Annotated in this window: 15 protein-coding genes and 3 pseudogenes; 1 reads left to right on the top strand and 17 read right to left on the bottom strand. The window is 37.3% G+C overall.

All coding sequences use genetic code 11. From position 1 onward, the window contains the following. Positions 1–22: 22 nt before the first annotated feature. The 5 genes and pseudogenes from J8Z28_RS02310 to J8Z28_RS02290 form a co-directional block, all read right to left on the bottom strand. Positions 23–145 (bottom strand): annotated as a pseudogene (locus J8Z28_RS02310) (NAD-dependent epimerase/dehydratase family protein); the annotation flags it as partial. Between the two features lie 64 nt (positions 146–209). Next, positions 210–2,465, bottom strand: a complete 2,256-nt coding sequence (locus J8Z28_RS02305; RefSeq protein WP_250659810.1) for a polysaccharide biosynthesis tyrosine autokinase — start codon at positions 2,463–2,465, stop codon at positions 210–212. 14 nt (positions 2,466–2,479) lie between these two features. After that, entirely contained in the window at positions 2,480–2,914 is a 435-nt protein-coding gene (locus J8Z28_RS02300; RefSeq protein ID WP_250659809.1) for a low molecular weight protein-tyrosine-phosphatase, read from the bottom strand. Positions 2,915–2,926: 12 nt separating this feature from the next. Next, the gene (locus J8Z28_RS02295; protein ID WP_250659808.1) at positions 2,927–4,045 is read right to left on the bottom strand and encodes a polysaccharide export protein; all 1,119 of its coding nucleotides are present in this window, start codon (positions 4,043–4,045) and stop codon (positions 2,927–2,929) included. A gap of 229 nt (positions 4,046–4,274) precedes the next feature. Further along, a complete protein-coding gene (locus J8Z28_RS02290; RefSeq protein ID WP_175081208.1) occupies positions 4,275–4,526 on the bottom strand; it encodes a LexA family protein in 252 nt (83 codons plus the stop codon). A 59-nt stretch (positions 4,527–4,585) separates the two neighbouring features. On the opposite strand from J8Z28_RS02290, the pseudogene J8Z28_RS02285 reads away from it, so the two are divergent. Then, a pseudogene (locus J8Z28_RS02285) lies at positions 4,586–5,699 on the top strand (IS630 family transposase). Between the two features lie 1,418 nt (positions 5,700–7,117). Here J8Z28_RS02285 and rfaH read toward each other — a convergent pair. The 12 genes and pseudogenes from rfaH to J8Z28_RS02225 form a co-directional block, all read right to left on the bottom strand. Further along, positions 7,118–7,603, bottom strand: a pseudogene (rfaH, locus tag J8Z28_RS02280) (transcription/translation regulatory transformer protein RfaH). Between the two features lie 125 nt (positions 7,604–7,728). Then, positions 7,729–8,895 (bottom strand): nucleotide sugar dehydrogenase, encoded by a 1,167-nt coding sequence (locus J8Z28_RS02275; protein WP_063529828.1) that lies wholly within the window; start codon positions 8,893–8,895, stop codon positions 7,729–7,731. A 27-nt stretch (positions 8,896–8,922) separates the two neighbouring features. Continuing rightward, positions 8,923–10,878: a polysaccharide biosynthesis protein gene (locus tag J8Z28_RS02270; protein WP_063529827.1), complete on the bottom strand. Its 1,956-nt coding sequence runs from the start codon at positions 10,876–10,878 to the stop codon at positions 8,923–8,925. 149 nt (positions 10,879–11,027) lie between these two features. Continuing rightward, the gene (locus J8Z28_RS02265) at positions 11,028–12,203 is read right to left on the bottom strand and encodes a DegT/DnrJ/EryC1/StrS family aminotransferase (protein WP_130167246.1); all 1,176 of its coding nucleotides are present in this window, start codon (positions 12,201–12,203) and stop codon (positions 11,028–11,030) included. Beyond that, positions 12,203–13,051: a 3-hydroxyacyl-CoA dehydrogenase family protein gene (locus J8Z28_RS02260; RefSeq protein WP_130167245.1), complete on the bottom strand. Its 849-nt coding sequence runs from the start codon at positions 13,049–13,051 to the stop codon at positions 12,203–12,205. The genes J8Z28_RS02265 and J8Z28_RS02260 overlap by 1 nt, the downstream gene beginning before the upstream one ends. Then, positions 13,051–13,686: an acetyltransferase gene (locus J8Z28_RS02255; protein WP_130167244.1), complete on the bottom strand. Its 636-nt coding sequence runs from the start codon at positions 13,684–13,686 to the stop codon at positions 13,051–13,053. Before J8Z28_RS02255 ends, J8Z28_RS02260 begins: the two co-directional genes overlap by 1 nt. Further along, positions 13,683–14,282: a sugar transferase gene (locus tag J8Z28_RS02250; protein ID WP_130167243.1), complete on the bottom strand. Its 600-nt coding sequence runs from the start codon at positions 14,280–14,282 to the stop codon at positions 13,683–13,685. The genes J8Z28_RS02255 and J8Z28_RS02250 overlap by 4 nt, the downstream gene beginning before the upstream one ends. Continuing rightward, positions 14,275–15,501 (bottom strand): glycosyltransferase family 4 protein, encoded by a 1,227-nt coding sequence (locus J8Z28_RS02245; protein ID WP_130167242.1) that lies wholly within the window; start codon positions 15,499–15,501, stop codon positions 14,275–14,277. Before J8Z28_RS02245 ends, J8Z28_RS02250 begins: the two co-directional genes overlap by 8 nt. After that, positions 15,501–16,370: a glycosyltransferase family 2 protein gene (locus J8Z28_RS02240; protein WP_250659807.1), complete on the bottom strand. Its 870-nt coding sequence runs from the start codon at positions 16,368–16,370 to the stop codon at positions 15,501–15,503. Before J8Z28_RS02240 ends, J8Z28_RS02245 begins: the two co-directional genes overlap by 1 nt. Then, positions 16,360–17,583: a hypothetical protein gene (locus tag J8Z28_RS02235; RefSeq protein ID WP_250659806.1), complete on the bottom strand. Its 1,224-nt coding sequence runs from the start codon at positions 17,581–17,583 to the stop codon at positions 16,360–16,362. Before J8Z28_RS02235 ends, J8Z28_RS02240 begins: the two co-directional genes overlap by 11 nt. Further along, positions 17,580–18,695 carry a hypothetical protein gene (locus J8Z28_RS02230; protein ID WP_130167239.1) on the bottom strand — a complete coding sequence of 372 codons (1,116 nt, stop codon included), beginning with the start codon at positions 18,693–18,695 and terminating at the stop codon, positions 17,580–17,582. Before J8Z28_RS02230 ends, J8Z28_RS02235 begins: the two co-directional genes overlap by 4 nt. Further along, on the bottom strand, positions 18,688–19,824 hold the full coding sequence (locus tag J8Z28_RS02225; protein WP_250659805.1) for a glycosyltransferase family protein: 1,137 nt from the start codon (positions 19,822–19,824) through the stop codon (positions 18,688–18,690). The genes J8Z28_RS02230 and J8Z28_RS02225 overlap by 8 nt, the downstream gene beginning before the upstream one ends. Positions 19,825–19,832: the final 8 nt, after the last annotated feature.

The following is a 19,832-nucleotide window of genomic DNA, read 5'->3' as shown; positions in this document are numbered from 1 at the left end:
AGTGGTTAGTGGTTAGTCAATACTCTAGATTTCCTGCATAAGTTAATTTATCAACATTAACTACATTGTCAGTAGTGTGATTAATGATATAACGCACTACCGCTGACCCAATAAAGCCAGCTCCACCTGTGACAAGGATATTCACTTTATTTCCTTACAAAAATTATTTAAGTTTGACCTATGCGAAATTACTTTGTTAAAAGTATTATTTATTGTCCTGATTTATATTCATAGTTGTAATACCCATAATACCCGTAGGCGTTGCTTGCTTTTCGGACAACTCCGTTAAATACAACACCTTTAACATCGATACCATTTTGCTCAAATCGATTTCTTGTTAGTTCTATTTCACGTAAGTGGTTTTGTCCAAAACGTGTTACTAGTAATGTACTACCTGCATGGGCACTTACAATAGCAGGGTCTGTTACCGCTAAAATTGGCGGTGTATCAACAATAACAAGGTCATATTTATCGCGAATCTCTTCAACAAGCTTACTAAAGTTGCTGTGCATTAATAGCTCAGATGGGTTTGGGGGAATTTGACCTCGAGTAATTACATCTAACCCTTCAACTTGCGACTTTTTAGTTACTTGCTTAAGGTTTAAACGGCCCGACAATAAATCACTTAAACCATCATCCCATTTCATCCCAAACTGAGTTTGTAAGTAGCCTTTACGCATATCAGCATCTATGATCAGAACTTTTTTGCCGCTTTGTGCAAGGACGGTTGCAAGATTAACTGAGATAAACGACTTACCCACGCCAGGGCTTGGACCTAAAATAGCGATAATGTTGTTTTTAGCCTCCATCATTGCAAAGTGTAAGCTTGTGCGAAGGCTGCGTAATGCTTCGATTGATAAGTCAGCAGGGTTATCTACTGCAAGAATAGATTTAGGCTTATCTTTAACTTTACGCGCACGGTTAAAACCTGTGAGTTTATCTTGAAAGTCTGAATATGGTACTGAAGCATAAACAGGTAAACCCAGGGCTTCAATCTCATTAGGGTCTTCTACCCCTTTATGAATTGCTTTTTGAATAAGCACTATTGCAATAGCAAGCATACAACCTAACATAGTCGCAATTATGACTATGAGAGCCTTTTTAGGTTTTACGGGTTTAGAAGTATTTACTTCAGCATGATCTATCACACGTACATTACCTACTGTACCAGCACGTACAATGTCTAGCTCTTGAGTTTTACTTAAAAGTAACGTGTAAATTTGGTTGCTTACCTCTACATCGCGTTTTAAGCGTAAAAGCTCTTGTTGAGTTTCAGGTAGGTTACCTACTTCACCCACTAAGTTTTGCTTTTGCTTTTCTACCGCTTCAATCTGCTCGAGTACACCTTGATACGTTGGATGGCTGTCTTTAAATTTGCGACTTAGTTCTAGGCGTTTTAGCTCTAGCTCTTGTAATTTAGTTTCTAGCTCTACTACTTGCTCTAGTACACCTTGAGTCTCTAAGGTAATATTGATTGACTGTCGCTTTATTTGGTAGTCGTTAAAACGCTTTTCAGCGAACTCAAGCTGCTTTTTAACCTCAGGTAATTGTACTTCTAAAAATTCAAGTGATTTTTGTGCCTCAGCGCTATTACGCTCTACATTACGGCGCACATAAATTGCTGCAACCTTATCGAGCACTTTTTCGGCGTAGCTAGCGTTTTCGTTGTGTAAGCTTAAATTAATAATTCCTGAGTCTTTGCCTTTTTCGCCTGCACCAATCGCAGCTTGTAAATCTAAAATAGTATTTAATCTGTCTTTACGGACTAGTGTAAATTCGGTGCCAGGGCGGGCAATTAAACTGCGTACTGTTAAATTAAATTTACCATTGCTAAGCTCTTCACCCACTTTTCCTTGCAAGATTACTTCGTCTTCACTATTTAAAAGGGTAAAGCTCTTGTTTTTGCCTGAGCCCTCACCCGTAATTAACGTGAAGTCTTCACCAATAGCAGAGCGAGGCACATCAAACCTAAATACATCAATGCTCTCGCCGCCCCATGCATAGCTGCTTGCAGCAAAGCTTGGCTCTGCTAAATCACCTGCTTCCACTGGAGTAAACTTACGAAACGCTCTATTACCAATTATTGGAAATAGTTTAGGCTCTGCGACTATATCAAGCTTTAAAGTATCAACTGCCTCGCCAATGACAGAGCGCGACTTAAGCAGCTCAATTTCGGTTACCGCAGCAGATGTACTTTCGAACATACCCGCCATATCATCAAAGCCTGGTACTGATGCACCGCCGTCTTCAACTTGGATCATGGCGGTTGCTTGGTAAACAGGTGTTGCAAATACAGCGTAAAGTACACCCAAAGCCATAAATACAGCGGTTATAGTTACAATAAAATACTTACGGTCGATTAATGCACCTAATAACGCCATTAAATCGATTTCTTGACTGCTTTGGTCTTGCGTTGTTCTATTTTGTTTATTATTTGCTGTAATAGCAGTGGGCTGAGCATTCATCTACTACCCTTTCCTTATAAATACTTTTGCCAAGCGCTACATGCGCTATCAATTAATTCGTAAACGTGCTTAAAAGCCTCTTGGCTTTGACGGTAAGGATCGGGGATTTCTTTATCACCAATCCATTTACCTAGTAGAAATGTTTTGCCTCTTGCTTCTGGGTAGCGAGCACATAAGTCGTTTATATGACGCTGTTCCATCACTAAAATAACGCTGTGCTGTGCAACAAGGGCTGAAGTGATTTGCTTGCCTTGGTGCTCATTCATATCAATACCATGTTGCGCAGCGATTTGCTGTGCTTGTGCATCTGCGTGCTTACCTTCAAGGGCCGTTAAGCCCGCTGAAGACACGCTAACATCTTTACCTTGAAGTTTACTTTTTAATACATATTCAGCGGTTGGACTCCGGCAAATATTGCCAGCACACACAACCAGTACAGAATCAAACATAACATTTAACCTTTAGTTCGAAGTTGTAACGTCATTAATTGAGTCAACTGTACTTACCGAAGGAAGTAATAAGCTGATTACACGGTTCCAACGCGCTAGCGGTGCTGAAGTTACATATACAATATCGTGCGGCTGTAACTCAAACTGCTCTGCTAAAACTAATGCTGCAACATTTTTTGCATGTAGTTGATATACATCAGCAATAATGCCATCGGTTTCTAAGTTGCGTTTACGTAATACAAATACGCCATTTGCATCTGCTGTATTTTCGTTTAAGCCACCAGCATCACTTAAGGCTTGCGCTAAATTTAAACCATAACGATTAACGCCCACTGTACCAGCGCTCTTTACATCGCCTAACACAAAGACTTTTTGCATGTCATTACGATTAACATGCACTATATCGCCATGTTTTAATAAACGGTTTTGCGAGATATCTCCATGGGCATAAAAGTCGTCTAATTGGATCACTTCTGTTTTGTCGCCACGAGTAAATGTAACTGTTCGCCAATCGGCAGATTCTGTTAAACCGCCGGCTTGGTTTAAGGCATCTATTAATGTAAGGGGTATTTCGGTTACTGGAAGTACGCCTGGTTTATTTACCTCGCCTGTTACATAGGCTTTTTGGCTTCTAAAACCAACTATTTTAATATCTACTTGCGGATCTTCGATCACGCGACTTAGGCGCTTTACAAGCTCTGCATGTACTTCTTGTACTGTTCTGCCTGCCGCTTGAATATTTGGTGCATATGCATACGTAATTGTGCCATCAGCTTGAACGCGAAAACCATCAAACTCCGCAGTACGCTGAACTGCCGCTGGTATTGTAAGCTCTGGATGATCCCATACGCCGATTGTGATTACATCGCCAATACCTAATCTGTATTGGTAATCAGAGGTGTCGATGCCATCGAGGCTTGATAGTAACGCTGGTTTCGTTTTACTTTGCTTTTGTCGATTAATGAGAGAAGAGTCGATGATTTGGATATTAACTTTATCGAGCTCCTTCTCAAGATTATCTATTTGTTCGCCCGATTCGATTCCTTCAAAATGGCTACCGGGGATGATTGTACAGCCAGTCATTGCTAGTAACGCAAATGACGTTACAATTGTTTTACAGCTAAGCGCCATTGTTATTTCCCAAATAATTATTCTTAAACGTCCAGTTAAAATAAAACCACAACTGTTTATTTTTACGCTGCCTAATTAAAGCATGGCATTACAAGGTTCGCAAGACTGAGTGTTTAGTAAACGCTCACTTGTGACAGGTTTTTGCAAAATAGTTAATGAATACTTCTAGGTTCTAGGTTCTAGGTTCTAGGTTCTAGTACTCTTTCACATATATTTTGATCAGTTGCCCCTACTTAAATTCAGGTAACTGATCTTTTTCAATCAATAATTCAATACTCCTGCTTTTTCCAGTAACTGATGTTATAAATTTCTTCTTCTTAAGAACTGAAATCATTGAATGAACACTTGAAGATGCGGTTCCAAAGTAGCGCTCAAAATCACTTTCAGCAGGCGCAATCCCATTCACTTTTGTGTAGTAATAAATAAATGCTAAATACTGACCTTGCTTTGCTGTAAACAGTGGCGACTCTTCTTTATTCATAATGAACTTTTACCCTAATCAACGATCCTTTAACTCATATAAACTTACTTAATATTGTTATGAACCGAAAGTATATTGTTGAATTATCAGAAGAAGAAAAACAAGAATTAATAGACTATTGCAAAAAAGGCATGGTCAATGTTCGAAAGTACAAGCGGGCTGCTATTTTGTTAAAAGCTGACCGTTGTAGATATACAACAGAGCAAATATGTGAAGCAGTTCAAGTGAGCTCTTCCACCGTATTTCGAGTCAAACGCCAGTTTGTTGAAGAAAATCTAGCGGCAGCTTTGAATGAAGGTGCACGAAGTGGTGCAATGAGAAAAACTTCTGCGAAAGATGAAGCAACGTTAATCGCCACAGCTTGCACTAAGCCACCAACAGGTCACGCTAGATGGACATTATCTTTACTTGGAGAGCGATTAGTTACGTTAACCGATTTAGATAGTATCTCGTATGAAACAATACGGAGGCGCCTTAAAGAGAATGCACTAAAGCCATGGCAAAAAAAGATGTGGTGTGTGGCGACAATGGATGCTGAATATATCGCGCGGATGGAACATGTGCTCGAGTTGTATGCTGAGCCAGCAGATGAGTTAAACCCCATAATTAACTTTGATGAGGCGATGAAACAACTTGTAGATGATACTCGACCGGCACAACCAATGAAGCCGGGGCAGACTAAGCGGTTAGATTATGAATATAAACGTGTAGGTGTGGCCAACTTATTTGTATTCTTCGATCGCCATCGAGGGTGGCGGCATGTTAAAGCAACAGAAAGAAAGACGAAAATTGACTTTGCTAATTGTATGAGGGATTTAGTTGATCTTCATTATCCACATGCGAACAAAGTAAAAGTTGTGTTAGATAACTTATCAACTCATACAGAAGGAGCGTTATATAAAGCATTTTCTACAGGAAGCACGGCGGATTTTAAATAAACTAGAATTACATTACACACCAAAACACGCGAGTTGGCTAAATATGGTCGAGATAGAAATTGGTAATATGAATAAGCAATGTTTAGATAGACGTATAGCAAGCATGGAAGAACTAAAGACAGAACTCGCGGCCTGGGAATGGATCCGGAATAAAGAAAGAACAAGTATAAACTGGATGTTTAATGTTGAGTTAGCTCGTGAAAAACTTCAGAGGTCCTATGGTGCCCTCAACTAGTCAGAACTTGTGTGATGAAGTACTAGGTTCTAGGTTCTAGGTTCTAGGTTCTAGGTTCTAGGTTCTAGGTTCTAGGTTCTAGGTTCTAGGTTCTAGGTTCTAGGTTCTAGGTTCTAGGTTCTAGGTTCTAGGTTCTAGGTTCTAGGTTCTAGGTTCTAGGTTCTAGGTTCTAGGTTCTAGGTTCTAGGTTCTAGGTTCTAGGTTCTAGGTTCTAGGTTCTAGGTTCTAGGTTCTAGGTTCTAGGTTCTTCAAGATTGTAAATCGTTGCTTGTGTGTGCTTGCAAGCGATATCGCATTATTAATACAAAAGCCTACTTCGTAGGAGGCTTTTAACGCCGAACGTTTTTCAACAATTCACGGCTAAAGCCTTTCCTACGGGGTTGGGCGTCTAGGCCATCACCGTGCATTCCATTTTGTAGGCGTGAAATTTATTTCGCACGAATTATTAGCAACAGAGCCGCGGTTGAGACGCGCCAAGCAAGCGTGACGCCTACGCTTTACCCTTCGGTATTCACCATTTGTAGGCGTGAAATTTATTTCGCGCGAATTATTAGCAACAGTGCCGTGTTTGAGACGCGCCAAGCAAGCGTGACGCCTACGCCTTACCCTTCGGAATTCGCCATTTTGTAGGCGTGAAATTTATTTCGCGCGAATTATTAATAACAGCGCCGCGTTTGAGACGCGCCAAGCAAGCGTGACGCCTACACCTCCCCCTTCGGAATTCACCATTTCTAGGCGTTAAATTTATTTCGCGCGAATTATTAACAACAGCGCCGCGGTTGAGACGCGCCAAGCAAGCGTGACGCCTACGCTTTACCCTTCGGAATTCGCCTCTTTGTAGGCGTGAAATTTATTTCGCGCGAATTATTAATAACAGTGCCGTGTTTGAGACGCGCCAAGCAAGCGTGACGCCTACGCCTTACCCTTCGGAATTCGCCATTTTGTAGGCGTGAAATTTATTTCGCGCGAATTATTAACAACAGCGCCGCGTTTGAGACGCGCCAAGCAAGCGTGACGCCTACGCCTTACCCTTCGGAATTCGCCATTTTGTAGGCGTGGAATTTATTTCGCGCAAATTATTAGCAACAGAGCCGCGTTTGAGACGCGCCAAGCAAGCGTGACGCCTACGTCTTGTCTAGCCCTTTGGGCACGCTTCCGCCCCTAGGTTGCAGTTCCTACGTACTGATTTTATTATTATTTTTATTTTTTCCGTGTTAAAGCTTAATGCTTACACCGTAGGAGGTGTTTTAAAACCGAATATTCTTCCCCATTCACGGCTAAAGCCGTTCCTACGTTAATGTCGCGCGGAATCACGACTTATAAATTACCCGTTACGTACGAGGTGTTTTAACGCCGAACATTTAAATCATGTTCACGGCTAAAAGCGTTCCTACGTTAATGTCGTGTTGAATCGCGACTTATAAACTGATTTCTTTATTATCTACACTTACGGTGACTTGTTTGTTCAATAAATTAACTAACAAAATGCTACGCATGTCACCATCTGACTCTTGGTAAATAGCTTGAACATTTTTAAATGACTCTGTGTTTAGATAAACAACATCACCGGCTTTTGGTAGCGAAGATGTTACCTTACTCATATCACTCATAGATTTGAGTTGAGCAATTAACTGCTCAGGAACGATTTGAAATTTATGACCATAAGCAACAAAACCACTTACTCCACGGGTATTTTTTACCGCAGAAAAGTTACAGTTTTGCGAGTCTAGTTTTATAAATAAATAACTAGGAAAAAGAGGAGATGTACGAATTTATCGGCGACCCTTTACGATTCGCTCGATTTTATGTTCGGGAAAGAACACTTCAAAACCTTGGTTTTGAAGGTTAGTTTGAGCTCTTAGCTCTTGTTTTGATTTACAAAAAAGTAAGTACCAACTTTCCATAGTCACACCTAAAATACTCATTTTCCTTAAAACCAATCCAAAAGGATTGGTTTTTATGAGCCAGCGATTATACGCAGAGAATTTAGGCGTGTCTATTACAAAATTGTTATTACCCCAAGTGAGAACTAATCACTACCAAACAGGTCTCTGGTGTACACTTTTTCTGCAACATCATCGAGCTCAGTTACCATTCTGTTGGCAATAATTACATCTGCAGAAGACTTTAATTCAGCTAGGTCATGGGTCACTTTAGAGTTAAAGAAAGTTTCTTCATGTAATTCAGGTTCATAAACTATCACTTCAACACCCTTAGCTTTGATTCGCTTCATGATGCCTTGAATAGCGGATGCTCTAAAGTTATCCGAACCAGCCTTCATGATTAAACGATGAATACCCACTACCTTTGGCTTTCTTGCGAGGATCGACTCTGCGATAAAATCTTTACGAGTAGAGTTTGCGTCTACAATGGCGCGGATCATGTTGTTTGGCACGTTTTGATAGTTAGCCAATAATTGCTTGGTATCTTTAGGTAAGCAATAGCCACCATAACCAAAAGAAGGGTTGTTGTAATGACCACCTATACGTGGGTCTAAACTTACCCCTTCGATTATTTGTTTAGAATTTAAACCATGACTTTCTGCGTAGCTGTCAAGCTCATTAAAGTAGGCTACGCGCATAGCAAGGTAAGTATTTGAAAACAACTTAATGGCTTCTGCTTCAGTTGGATCAGTAAACAATACTTCAATCCCTTCTTTAATAGCCCCTTGTGCTAATAAATTTGCAAATGCCTCGGCGCGCTCTGATCGTTCACCCACAATAATACGCGATGGGTGTAAGTTGTCGTATAACGCTTTACCCTCTCTTAAAAACTCTGGAGAGAAAATAATGTTTCCTGTATTAAACTTTTGCTTAATGCTTTCGGTAAAGCCAACAGGTACAGTTGACTTAATAACCATTACTGCTGTTGGGTTTATTGTTTGTACATCAGCAATAACAGCTTCAACTGACTTTGTATTAAAGTAGTTGGTCTCTGGATCATAATCGGTAGGTGTAGCGATGATGATGAAATCTGCATTTTGATAAGCTAATTGCTTATCTGTAGTGGCAGTAAAACTCAGTTGTTTATTAGCAAGAAAATCTTCAATTTCTGTATCTGATATTGGCGACTTCCCGGCATTTAGTTGCGCTACTTTTTCTTCAACAATATCTAGAGCTACTACATTGTTATGTTGGGCCAACAACATGGCATTAGATAAACCAACATAACCTGTACCCGCGATTGTAATATTCATATATACCTAATTAAACTACTTTATTTTTTACTTTGCATTCTTTAATACAGTTACGTTTTCGTTATTTTTTACACTCTCAAGCCAATGGAGGTCACAAATACCATCTGTGGGATTAAAGGCTGTTGGTGCTTCTAACAACAACTTACGAATAGAGTGGTGATCGTTTAAATCACATGACGATTTAAGCTCAAGTAAAACTTGTTCAAGCTCATCCCATGGCATTTTAACTTCGTGTGCACTCATGATTCTTTGATGATCAGTACCAACAACGTTATCACCAATCAATAGCTCTTCATAAAGCTTTTCACCAGGACGTAGGCCAGTACATTGAATTTCAATATCACCTTCAGGGTGTTTATTTGACTTCACTTCTAAGCCAGAGAGGTGGACCATCTTAGTCGCTAAATCCATTATTTTAACCGGTTCGCCCATATCTAAAACGAACACATCGCCACCTTTACCCATTGCACCTGCTTGAATAACAAGCTGTGCAGCTTCAGGAATCGTCATAAAATAACGAGTTATGTCTTTATGGGTTAAAGTGATAGGGCCGCCTTGCTTAATTTGTTGCCTGAATAATGGTACAACAGAGCCTGAAGAACCCAGAACATTACCAAAACGAACCATAGTAAAGCGCGTAGTTTTTTGCGTATCAGATAATGCTTGCAGCACTAACTCAGCCATACGTTTGGTTGTCCCCATCACATTGGTAGGTCGAACCGCTTTATCGGTTGAAATAAGTACAAAGGTTTCAACGTTATTTTCTATCGCAGCACGGGCAATGTTACTGGTGCCAAATATATTATTTTTAACACCTTCAATAACATTATGCTCAACTAAAGGCACATGCTTGTAAGCCGCAGCATGATATATAGTTTGCACTTTAAATGACGAAAGTGTCATTGAGATGAGTTTAAAGTTTTGAATAGAGCCAAGAATTGGCACTATTTCGATATTTAAGGAGTTTTGAAAAACGTAGTCTTTCAGCTCTTTTTCAATTGCATATAAGCCATATTCAGAAAGTTCAAACAAGACTAGCTTCGTTGGTGAGTTTTTAACAATTTGACGACAAAGCTCAGAGCCAATTGACCCACCTGCACCTGAAACCAAAACAACCTTATTTTGAATATTAGCAGACATTAATTCGGTGTTTGGCTCTACTGGGTCACGCCCTAAAAGATCTTCAACACCTACTTCTTTTATTTGTTCTAATGAAGTGTTCCCTGCTACCAAATCGGCCATTCCAGGAATCGTCATAACTTGTAGTTTAAAAGACTCAATTTCATTGAGGATTTCTTTTCTGCGGCTTCGGGTAGCACTTGGTAAAGCTAATAAAATTTTCGTGACTGATTTAGTAGCAACTACTTTTGCAATTTCTTTAGATGAAAAAACATTCAACCCTTGTACGAATGTATTTTGTTTTTTGGGGTCATCGTCTAAAAACGCAACTGGGGCATATTCAGGTCCATTAGCCAACGCAGTTGCTAATTGACGTCCAGCAGAGCCTGCACCGTAAATAACCACGCCTTCTTTTCTGCGCATAATGAGTTTACCGACGATCGCACGTACTGTTAATCGGCTACCACCAATAAGCAGCAAAGCGATACAAAAGTATATAACAGGTACAGTTCTTGGGACTTGCGCCCCAATAAAGAATGAAAGGCCAATTAGAGAGACCGTGGATAAGATCACACCTGCTAAAATTGCCCATAAAGCTTGAGAGTTAATATACCGTAAAACAGCACGATATAAGCCTAGCTTCACAAAAGCAGACAAACTTAATGGTAATACCCCTAAAAGTAATAACCAGTTCTGGTAGTCATAAAACTCTTTCAAGCTATCGAGTCTTAATATAAATGCAAGCCAAAAAGATAAAAATATAAAAAAAGTATCTATAATTAAAGAAACAACTCTTTTTTGGTTTCGCGGTAATTTGACAAGAGTATCTAAAAACAAGAAAGGGTCCCTATTAAAAAGTAACATATCAGTCCTACTCTAATTCTACTACATTAGGAACAACTAAAACAATTCCTATAATCTAGTTGAGCAGTGCTTAACAATCCTTTGCTTTTTTGTAAAAAAAAGTGGCAATTTGTTACCGGAGAAGCAACTAACTACCACTTAAGACTATGTTATTTAGATGCGGCTTCTAAAACCTCGTGTATAGCAATTGTAGTTTGCTGAATTTCATGCTGAGTTAGAGATGGATGTACAAGGAACATTAATGAGGTTTCACCTAACTGGACAGCATTTTTCAAGCGCTCAGCTGGTCGCCACAAAGTATTATCAAAAGCTTTTTCTAAATAAACTTCAGAGCAACTTCCTTGAAAACAGGGCACACCACGAGCTACTATTTCGTTAACTATTCGGTCCCGATCCCATCCTTCAGCTAAAGATTCAGGCTTTATAAACATATAATGCTTATACTCAGCATGCTCAATATATTCAGGTATTGACACTAAACGGACACAATTATAACCACTTGCAGCCTGATCTAGTTGTGCACCATAAGCTTGACGCTTTGCAGTCCAGTCACTCATACGAGTTAGCTGAATACGTCCAATTACAGCCTGCATCTCAGTCATACGCCAGTTAGTACCAAAGCTTTCATGTAGCCATCTAAATCCTGGAGGATGCTCGCGATTGTAAATGGCATCGAAGCTTTTACCATGATCTTTGTAGCTCCACATTTTTGACCATAACTCTTTAGAGTTTGTGGTAACCATGCCACCTTCACCGCCTGTAGTCATTATTTTGTCTTGACAAAAGCTCCAAGCTCCAATGTGGCCAATGCTCCCAACTGACTTACCTTTGTATTTTGCTCCATGTGCCTGAGCACAATCCTCAATAACATAGAATCCATACTCATTACTTAACGCCATGATTGCATCCATCTCAGCCGGCATTCCAGCTAAATGCACAACTATGACAGCTTTAGTTTTAGGAGTAAGTACGGCTTTAATAGACTCAGCTGTGATTGCTTGACTGTTAAGATCAACATCAGCAAATATTGGCGATGCACCTGCAGTAACAATACTGCTCGCAGAAGCTAAAAATGTACGAGGTGTAGTAATTACCTCATCGTCTGGACCTATATCTAATGCCTTTAAAGCAAGATCGAGAGCAAGAGTTCCATTACCTAACGCTACAGCGTACTCTGTACCAGTCCAAGCCGCAAATTCATTTTCAAATTCACGGCCTTCTGTACCGGTCCAATAATTAACTTTATTCGATAAAATAACGCGGCTAACAGCATCAGCTTCTTCTTGGGTAAAGCTTGGCCACGGAGAAAAAGGAGTGTTTAACATTACTTATACTCAAAAAAGCCTTTTTTAGATTTTCGCCCTAAATGATTTGCTCGAACCATTTTCCTTAGTAAAGGATGTGCTCGGTATTTAGGATCACCTGTTTCGCTATAAAGCGTTTCCATAATTGATAAATTCACATCATTACCAATTAAATCAGCTAGAGCTAATGGGCCCATCGGATGATGCGCACCAAGCTTCATAGCCTTATCAATATCCTCTGCTGTAGCAACACCTTCAGCTAAAATACTAACAGCTTCATTAATCATAGGAATAAGCATACGATTAACTACGAATCCAGGAGCCTCCTGCACAACCACAGGTGATTTACCTAACATCTTTGTTAGTGACTCTAACTTTTCCACAATAGAGCTAGATGTTTCATGACCAACAACAATCTCAACTAACTCCATTACGGGTGCAGGATTGAAAAAGTGCAAGCCTACAACATTTTTAGGATTAGGCAGTACACTGGCAAAAGCAGTAATTGATAGAGAAGAAGTGTTCGTTGCTACGATTGCATTATTGGACACTAAGTTAGATAGCTTAGAAAATAATTCCATTTTTACTGTAAAGTCTTCGGCTACAGCTTCTATAATTAAATCTGAATTCCTAATGACCTCTAAATCTGTACAGGCTTGTAATTTTTCAACAGATGTAGAAGCTTGCTCTTCGGTAATTTTAGACTTACGAATAAGTCGCTTCATACCTTTTTCGCAAATATCTATCACATTAGCTGCTTTAGCTTCTGTGCGAGCAATAATGTTAACCTTAGTAATCTGAACGCAGTTACAAATAACTTGGGCAATACCTGTTGCCATTGTACCTGAACCAATGATTGATACTTCCATTACTCAACAATCTCCTTGAGTTTCTTTGCTGGGTTACCTGCAAAAATAAATTTTTCCGGTATATTCTTAGTTAGAACCCCACCCATCCCAAGCATTGAACCGCCTTCTAGAGTTAGCCCCTGCCTAATTACAGCCCCAGTACCAACTTCAACCAAATCATGTAAGGTCACATTTCCTGAAATAGCAGCCATAGGTGCAACTGTTACAAAATCTCTAATTTCACACTCATGACCAACAGTGACATTAAGATTTAAAACACAGTGCTCACCAAGTTCAATGTCTGTTGTCAAAATAGTTCCAGCGCAAACAATAGCTCCTTTGGAAATTTTAACTGTGTTTGAGAAACGTACACTAGGATGTACTAAGATTGCGTAATCAGGGTCCCCTAAAAGCTTCATTTTATCAGCCACTAACTTACGCACACGAGGATTACCAATTGCAATTACAAACTGACAATCTGAAGCATATTCAATCCAAGAATCTATATTTCCCAAGACATTTACACCTTGAAGTTCAAGGCCATGAGTTTCGGAATTATCGTCTAAGACACCTCTAACTTTACGATTGCAATCATTAGCTAGCCAAATAACTTCTTTGGCAAAGCCTCCACCGCCAATAACTATAATATCTTTCATTCTTTATCACTACCTTTAAAGAGTGGCATTGTTGCTTCACCATCAGCACTAATACCTTCACGAACAAATACCTTTTTTACTGTTAAAAAAAGAATTTTTATATCAAGTAAAAAGCTATGATTATCGACGTACCAAACATCAAATTTAAACTTATCTTCCCAACTAATAGCATTTCGGCCATTAACTTGGGCCCACCCAGTTATACCTGGACGAACATCATGGCGTCGTGCCTGCTCTTTGTTATATAGAGGTAAATACTGAACAAGAAGAGGTCTTGGACCAACCAAACTCATCTCACCTTTGAGAACATTTATGAGACCAGGTAATTCATCCAAGCTTGTTGAACGTAAGAACGCGCCAAACTTTGTAATTCTTTTTTCATCGGGTAAGAGTCGGCCTTGACTATCTGTATCATTTAACATGGTTCTAAATTTAAGCATATTAAACACATGACCATTGAGACCTGGCCGCTCCTGCTTAAAAAGAATAGGTGAGCCTATATTGAATCGCACCAATAAAGATAAAATAAGCATTAGTGGGGATAATAAAAGCAAAGCAAAAAGCGAAACAATAAAATCAAAAAACCGCTTAATCATCACATGCTTCCAGTATCGTGTTCTCTAACTTTTTAGCCATAATATCTCTCGAAAAACGCTCATAAGAAAGTGTGCGGCAACTATCCTTTGCCAGGTTATATGCCTTCATATCAAATAAGAAATCTTTGATATTAATAACCGAACATTTATAGTTCCTATGGTCAAGAACAACACCACATTTAGACTCAAGTATAAATTCTTTTTGCCAGCCTCCGTAATTTATAGCAATCGGAGTCTGTGAGGCCAAAGAATCAAAAAGTTTATTAGCCGAATTATTCCACATCTCCTTTATAGGCCCAAATAATGAGAGTGATAAGTCGGCAGCGGAAAGAATCTTTACAATCTCCGTTTTAGGTACAGCAGGTAATATATAAAGATTCTTATTGAGAACTCCTGCACTTGACGCCTTCTCAATAACCTTTTCTTTCTCCATACCTTCACCTATTGCAACAAAGCATAACTCAGGTGCAATGTTCATAGCTTCCTTAGCTATTTCGACAAGGTACCCAACATCGTTGATCAAACCGAAAGTTCCTGTATAAACAATTAATTTACGGCCATTTAGAAAGCTAAAATTGGAGTTAATATAATTTTCACCAACGATACTATCGACATCAAAGAGTTCTGTATCACAACTGTTAGTAGCTAAGGTTATTTTACTTCTAGGTATCCCTTGCTGAGCAATACCATCACACATTCCGGGAGAAAGACCAACCAGGCGAGAAGAGTTTCTATATGTATACTTTTCTAACCACCTAGCAAAAGAAATTATTAATGGATTTTTAATCACCCCTGTTGCAATAGGAAGCTCTGGCCATAAATCTCTGACCTCAAAAACCAAAGGCTTTCCTTTAATTTTTGAATAGACTAATCCTGGAATCGCAATTGTAAGCGGAGTACTAGTAGCAAAAACCACATTGGATTTAACTTTTAAAGCTTTAAATGTAGAGCGAATAGAAAAGTTAATAAATTTAAAAATTCGCTTAATAAAACCATCATTATTAGAGTAATTAAGATTTAAGATATGAAGTTTAATTCCTTCAATTTCTAAATAATTCCATCCATTTTTTAAACTGAATTCATCAGATAAATAAGCCGAAGATGTAACAAAAGTCACATCATGGCCATTTTTAACTAACCTTTTAGCCATCTCATAAGAACGAGTTCCACTTTTAGAAGAAGGGGTAGCAAAATATTGATGCAAATATAAAATTTTCATTAGACTAACTTTCTTCTCCTAATAACACTAAAAATATGAGACCAACTATAAAAAATTTTATACCCTCTATAGCGACAGTAGAAATAACGACTTAAAAACTTATTAAAGCCGAATTTATAAGCTGAAAAAAGATGGCCTGACATAGCAGCTAGATTCGGGTCGCCTTTAGAAATAAGAAAGTCATTGTAGCGTGAAAGTGCATCGAACCTAGAGTCAATTACTTCTTCAGACAGTTGCTTTGTTAAGCTTTGATCACTTTCAACAACACAGTATATTTCATCAGTAGTAACAGCAATATTTTTAGCGAAATATGAACATTTCAAAGAAAAGTTAACATCGTTTGAAGCAATCACTTCATCAAAAAGTATATTGTTATCTACAATTAACTTTCTACTTACAAGTTTACTCCAAGGAACATGAAATCTGTATTTTATCGCATCTTTGCCTGTTTCAATAAAATCTAAGATAAGCTGTTTATAACTTAGGTGCCTTGTAGATGATTCTCCCGACTCTTTTCTACTCGTCGGTGTAAAAAAAACTAAATCATTTGATTTATGGCAATAATTATAAACTTTATCAAACGCACCATCTAAAAAACAATCATCGGCATCAGCAAATAGAATAAATTGACCGACTGATTTTTGTAAGCCTAAGTTTCGCGCCGCTCCAGCCCACCGATGCCCTTGTAATTGCATAAAAGTAATAGAACGTTTATGTTTAGAAATTATATCTTCTATACTGTCAGAGTGATCATTAACAACAATTACTTCTAGCCAATCATGCTCAGGAATTGAAGATAACAGTTTGGATAAACTAGCCCTAGAGTTGTAGTAAGGTATAATTACTGATACAAGAACTTTATTTGGCACTCAAACCTCTCAACTTTAAAAGATAACCAACCATCAGCGCTGACATATATGATAGTTTTGACATTTCTACCATTACCCCACTAAATTGCGTTAAGGGTAAAGTAAAAGCCCATAAGAATACCACAAGCGGGTAAATAAAGTCATCTGATTTACGCAGTTCACGCATTTTTATAAATGAGAAGACTACAATAAAAAATACAACAAAATAATGGAAAAATATTGATAGGAGTCCATATCTAAAAAAGTATACAGCCGGTAATGATTCTAAACTTTCATCCCTTCCGAGCCCGCTTCCAAAAAAGATGCTCTTTTCATATGCTGAATTAAAAGCTGAAATTATTTGCTCAAAGCGGACATTCAAAGTTCCAGAGTTTGATGTATTCATTAATAATGTATCAAGAGACTTTAGTGAGCGAAGTTCTGTTGAGATAAGTAGATTAGAAATTACATCTTTATTAATAAAAAATAAAAACACTAACGCAAAAGGGAAGAAGAATAGAATAGACTTAAGCAATAAACTCTTAGATTTAAAAAAAGCATACAAATATATACAGATAAACAAAGAGAAAATCATCGACTTACTCTGTGATAATAAAACCAGCAGTGCTGTAAAGACGACTAAAAGGAAACCAAAAAGTGTAGTTTGATACTTGTTATAATTAATTAACGCCAAAAAGAAAAGAATCAGAAAAGCATAGCCTGAATAGTAACTAGTTCCAAAAAAGGTTACAGCATAAAATAAAAGTTCAAATCTAAACTCTCTTTTATAAAGATAAAAAACGAGCTCATGAAAATATGGCTGAGAGTTTAAAATCAACTCAACAAAAACATATAAAGTCGAAGCAAGAACAATCAAAGCCAGCCGTTGCTTACATACAAAATCAGAATTTTTGACAGCATCAATAGCGGCAATAGTTATCACCAACAACATCAATGGCCTTAAGTAGGAAAATCCACTTCCAATAGATATCTCTAAGCTTACGATGTCAAAAATAAAACTAACACTAAGTAATAATAAAAGGACTAAGTAATAACTTATAACAACCTTGTCACGGGAAAAATCAACACTTTTTTTATAAATAATCAGGTATAGTATTGAAAGTAAAAAAACTAAAATATTAATATGAACCTGAGAATTAACCATTATTGATGGAAATAATGGAAAAAAGAAAATGCTAAAGAATATTACAAAGTTGACCTTATCTTTTGTCACTTAGACACCATTTCAGAAGATACCTTAATAGGTGTAGTTAGTTTAATATCTAACAAAGCAATTTCATAAAGCCTAGCTAAACTTGTATGGTAGTCATGCACATTGACTGTATTACTGATTCCTGTAATCGAAAAATGCCTTTCAAGTGCTTTAATTGCATAATTCTCATCTGAAATAATATTTGAGAGTGCTATTGCCTCCTCAATACCTGGCGGATTATATTGATAAGAATATTTAGATTTCTTTAATGACTTTAAATATTGTTCAGATTTTATTACTGATATAATTTTCTCAAACTTTTTACTTTTGAAAAAAGCATGTTCTTTGAATTCAGAATATAAATAACTTAAGGCGACCAGGTTAAAGGAGTGATAACCTACAGATTTAGAATAAAGAGAACGCTTAATTTTAAAAGAATACATTTTATTGAAAAAATAATCTAAGATCGAACCAAATCCTAGGTTCTTTTCTATTTTAAAACTATAAATCGATGATTTATGATAGATAATTCCATCTGAATACAATTCTACATTGCTTAATACATTATCCATAAAGCTTAGGCTTTGCTCTTTTGCAATGCTAAAGTCCAACTTTGCAGCTATAGATGCAAACCAAAGTTGATGATTAAAAGTTTGGTCGAAGTCTCCAAAAGAGCCTTCTACATTCAATACCCTCCAAAGACTTCGGTTACTGTCAAATGAATGCATTCTATAAAGAGAAATAGCCTGCTTCATCAACTCACTATCATTATAAACTTTTGATGAATAGATTAATGCTTCCATGATCCACGCTTGTCCCATAACACCATTAGAGAAGTCTTTAAGAGGATTTTTTCGACAGAAAAATGCTGCTTTCATCGGGCGGAACTGTTCTGATAAAAGAAGATCAATAGCTTGATAAGAAAACTCTTTATATTTAATTTCTTTAGTTTCCTTATATATACAACTGAAAATTATTATCCAGTGTGCGATATTTCTAGCTCTTGTCTCTTCATCTTTATAAGGCCCATTATGCCCTGCTTCTATAGAATCTAGTGAAAAATCAAGCTTATCAGAGCCCTTAATTAAAATATCTAATAATGTTATATAGCCTGGAGTAGTATTATTATTCATTAATTTTTTCCATATAGTGATTAAAGACTGTTTCTAAATTAAAAACTTCTCTTGCTAATTTTTCATCACTTATAATACTTTCTTCATCCATCGAATTATCAACTAAATATAGAAACTTTTCTTTAAGGTTTTCAACTGAAATTTCTTCACATATAGACTGTGTTTTGAAACCTAATTGGCTAAGGTACTGGTAATTATCTAAGGGAGAAAGTATGTTTTTTGTTCCCCGTAAATAAGCATAAACGATACTTATCGTTAATTGATCTGTAGAACCAAAACAAATATTATAATCAGCGCTGTCATATAAATTCATTAGATCAATACCTTCGTACCATTTATCTATATCAATTTTAATGTTATTGCTTTGATCATAATCTATAATGGTTTTACGTATCTTTTTAAGTACTTCAGGATCGCAACCATAGGCACCAACTATATGTAACTGATGATGTGTATTACTAGGAAAAGCTTTACAAAATGCTTCAACTACTAGATCTACATTATTATATGAGTGCAATGCTCTAGTAGATAAAAAGACTTTGTTTTCTTTTCTCTTTTTAGGTTTCATTTCATGTTCATACCAATCTAAATCTGCTCCCCATGGACAACACAGAACCTTTTCACTGAACTGTGGAAACTCATTTAGGAAGTCATCTTTCGTTGTATGCCAGTTACAATGAATTACATCTACTTTTTCAAGAACCTCTATAAATTGTTTCAGCCCAGCTTTATCAAGTTCTTTTCTAAGATATTTTCTATAAAAGTCACTTCCATAAATGTTTAATATTGACTTTTTATGCTCTATCTTACTTAATACTTTCAAGTTAGTCGCTGGTGTATAGTTCCCTTGTAGAATTAATAAATCTTGTATTCCTTTTCTTTTTAGGAGGAATAAATAGAGGTCAAGTAAAAATAATGAAACACTTTTATTCCTTAGTTTTTGAATTACCTTTGGTAGTTTTTTATAACCATAAGGTGAAAAAACCTTAAAAGAGTGCTTCAAAGTACAAAGGGTTCGTGCCAAAAATGTAATTTCTAATTGCTTATTATTTTTAGTTTGATGGTTTAGGAAGTTGAACCACAATAATGCATTTCCGCCAGTGGCTTGACCAAAGAAAAAGATTTTCATTTAAGCCT

Source organism: Pseudoalteromonas sp. SCSIO 43088 (genome assembly GCF_023650795.1).
Lineage (GTDB): Bacteria > Pseudomonadota > Gammaproteobacteria > Enterobacterales > Alteromonadaceae > Pseudoalteromonas > Pseudoalteromonas shioyasakiensis.
Note: the sequence above shows the minus strand (reverse complement) of the source record. Positions and strands in the feature narration are given on the sequence as shown.

What these genes read in the sequence shown, in the direction of transcription:
- J8Z28_RS02305 (WP_250659810.1), bottom strand. Translation starts at nt 2,465, where the DNA reads ATGAATGCTCAGCCCACTGCTATTACAGCAAATAATAAACAAAATAGA.
- J8Z28_RS02300 (WP_250659809.1), bottom strand. Translation starts at nt 2,914, where the DNA reads ATGTTTGATTCTGTACTGGTTGTGTGTGCTGGCAATATTTGCCGGAGT.
- J8Z28_RS02230 (WP_130167239.1), bottom strand. Translation starts at nt 18,695, where the DNA reads ATGAATAATAATACTACTCCAGGCTATATAACATTATTAGATATTTTA.
- J8Z28_RS02290 (WP_175081208.1), bottom strand. Translation starts at nt 4,526, where the DNA reads ATGAATAAAGAAGAGTCGCCACTGTTTACAGCAAAGCAAGGTCAGTAT.
- J8Z28_RS02255 (WP_130167244.1), bottom strand. Translation starts at nt 13,686, where the DNA reads ATGAAAGATATTATAGTTATTGGCGGTGGAGGCTTTGCCAAAGAAGTT.
- J8Z28_RS02260 (WP_130167245.1), bottom strand. Translation starts at nt 13,051, where the DNA reads ATGGAAGTATCAATCATTGGTTCAGGTACAATGGCAACAGGTATTGCC.
- J8Z28_RS02265 (WP_130167246.1), bottom strand. Translation starts at nt 12,203, where the DNA reads ATGTTAAACACTCCTTTTTCTCCGTGGCCAAGCTTTACCCAAGAAGAA.
- J8Z28_RS02245 (WP_130167242.1), bottom strand. Translation starts at nt 15,501, where the DNA reads ATGAAAATTTTATATTTGCATCAATATTTTGCTACCCCTTCTTCTAAA.
- J8Z28_RS02225 (WP_250659805.1), bottom strand. Translation starts at nt 19,824, where the DNA reads ATGAAAATCTTTTTCTTTGGTCAAGCCACTGGCGGAAATGCATTATTG.
- J8Z28_RS02295 (WP_250659808.1), bottom strand. Translation starts at nt 4,045, where the DNA reads ATGGCGCTTAGCTGTAAAACAATTGTAACGTCATTTGCGTTACTAGCA.
- J8Z28_RS02275 (WP_063529828.1), bottom strand. Translation starts at nt 8,895, where the DNA reads ATGAATATTACAATCGCGGGTACAGGTTATGTTGGTTTATCTAATGCC.
- J8Z28_RS02250 (WP_130167243.1), bottom strand. Translation starts at nt 14,282, where the DNA reads ATGATTAAGCGGTTTTTTGATTTTATTGTTTCGCTTTTTGCTTTGCTT.
- J8Z28_RS02270 (WP_063529827.1), bottom strand. Translation starts at nt 10,878, where the DNA reads ATGTTACTTTTTAATAGGGACCCTTTCTTGTTTTTAGATACTCTTGTC.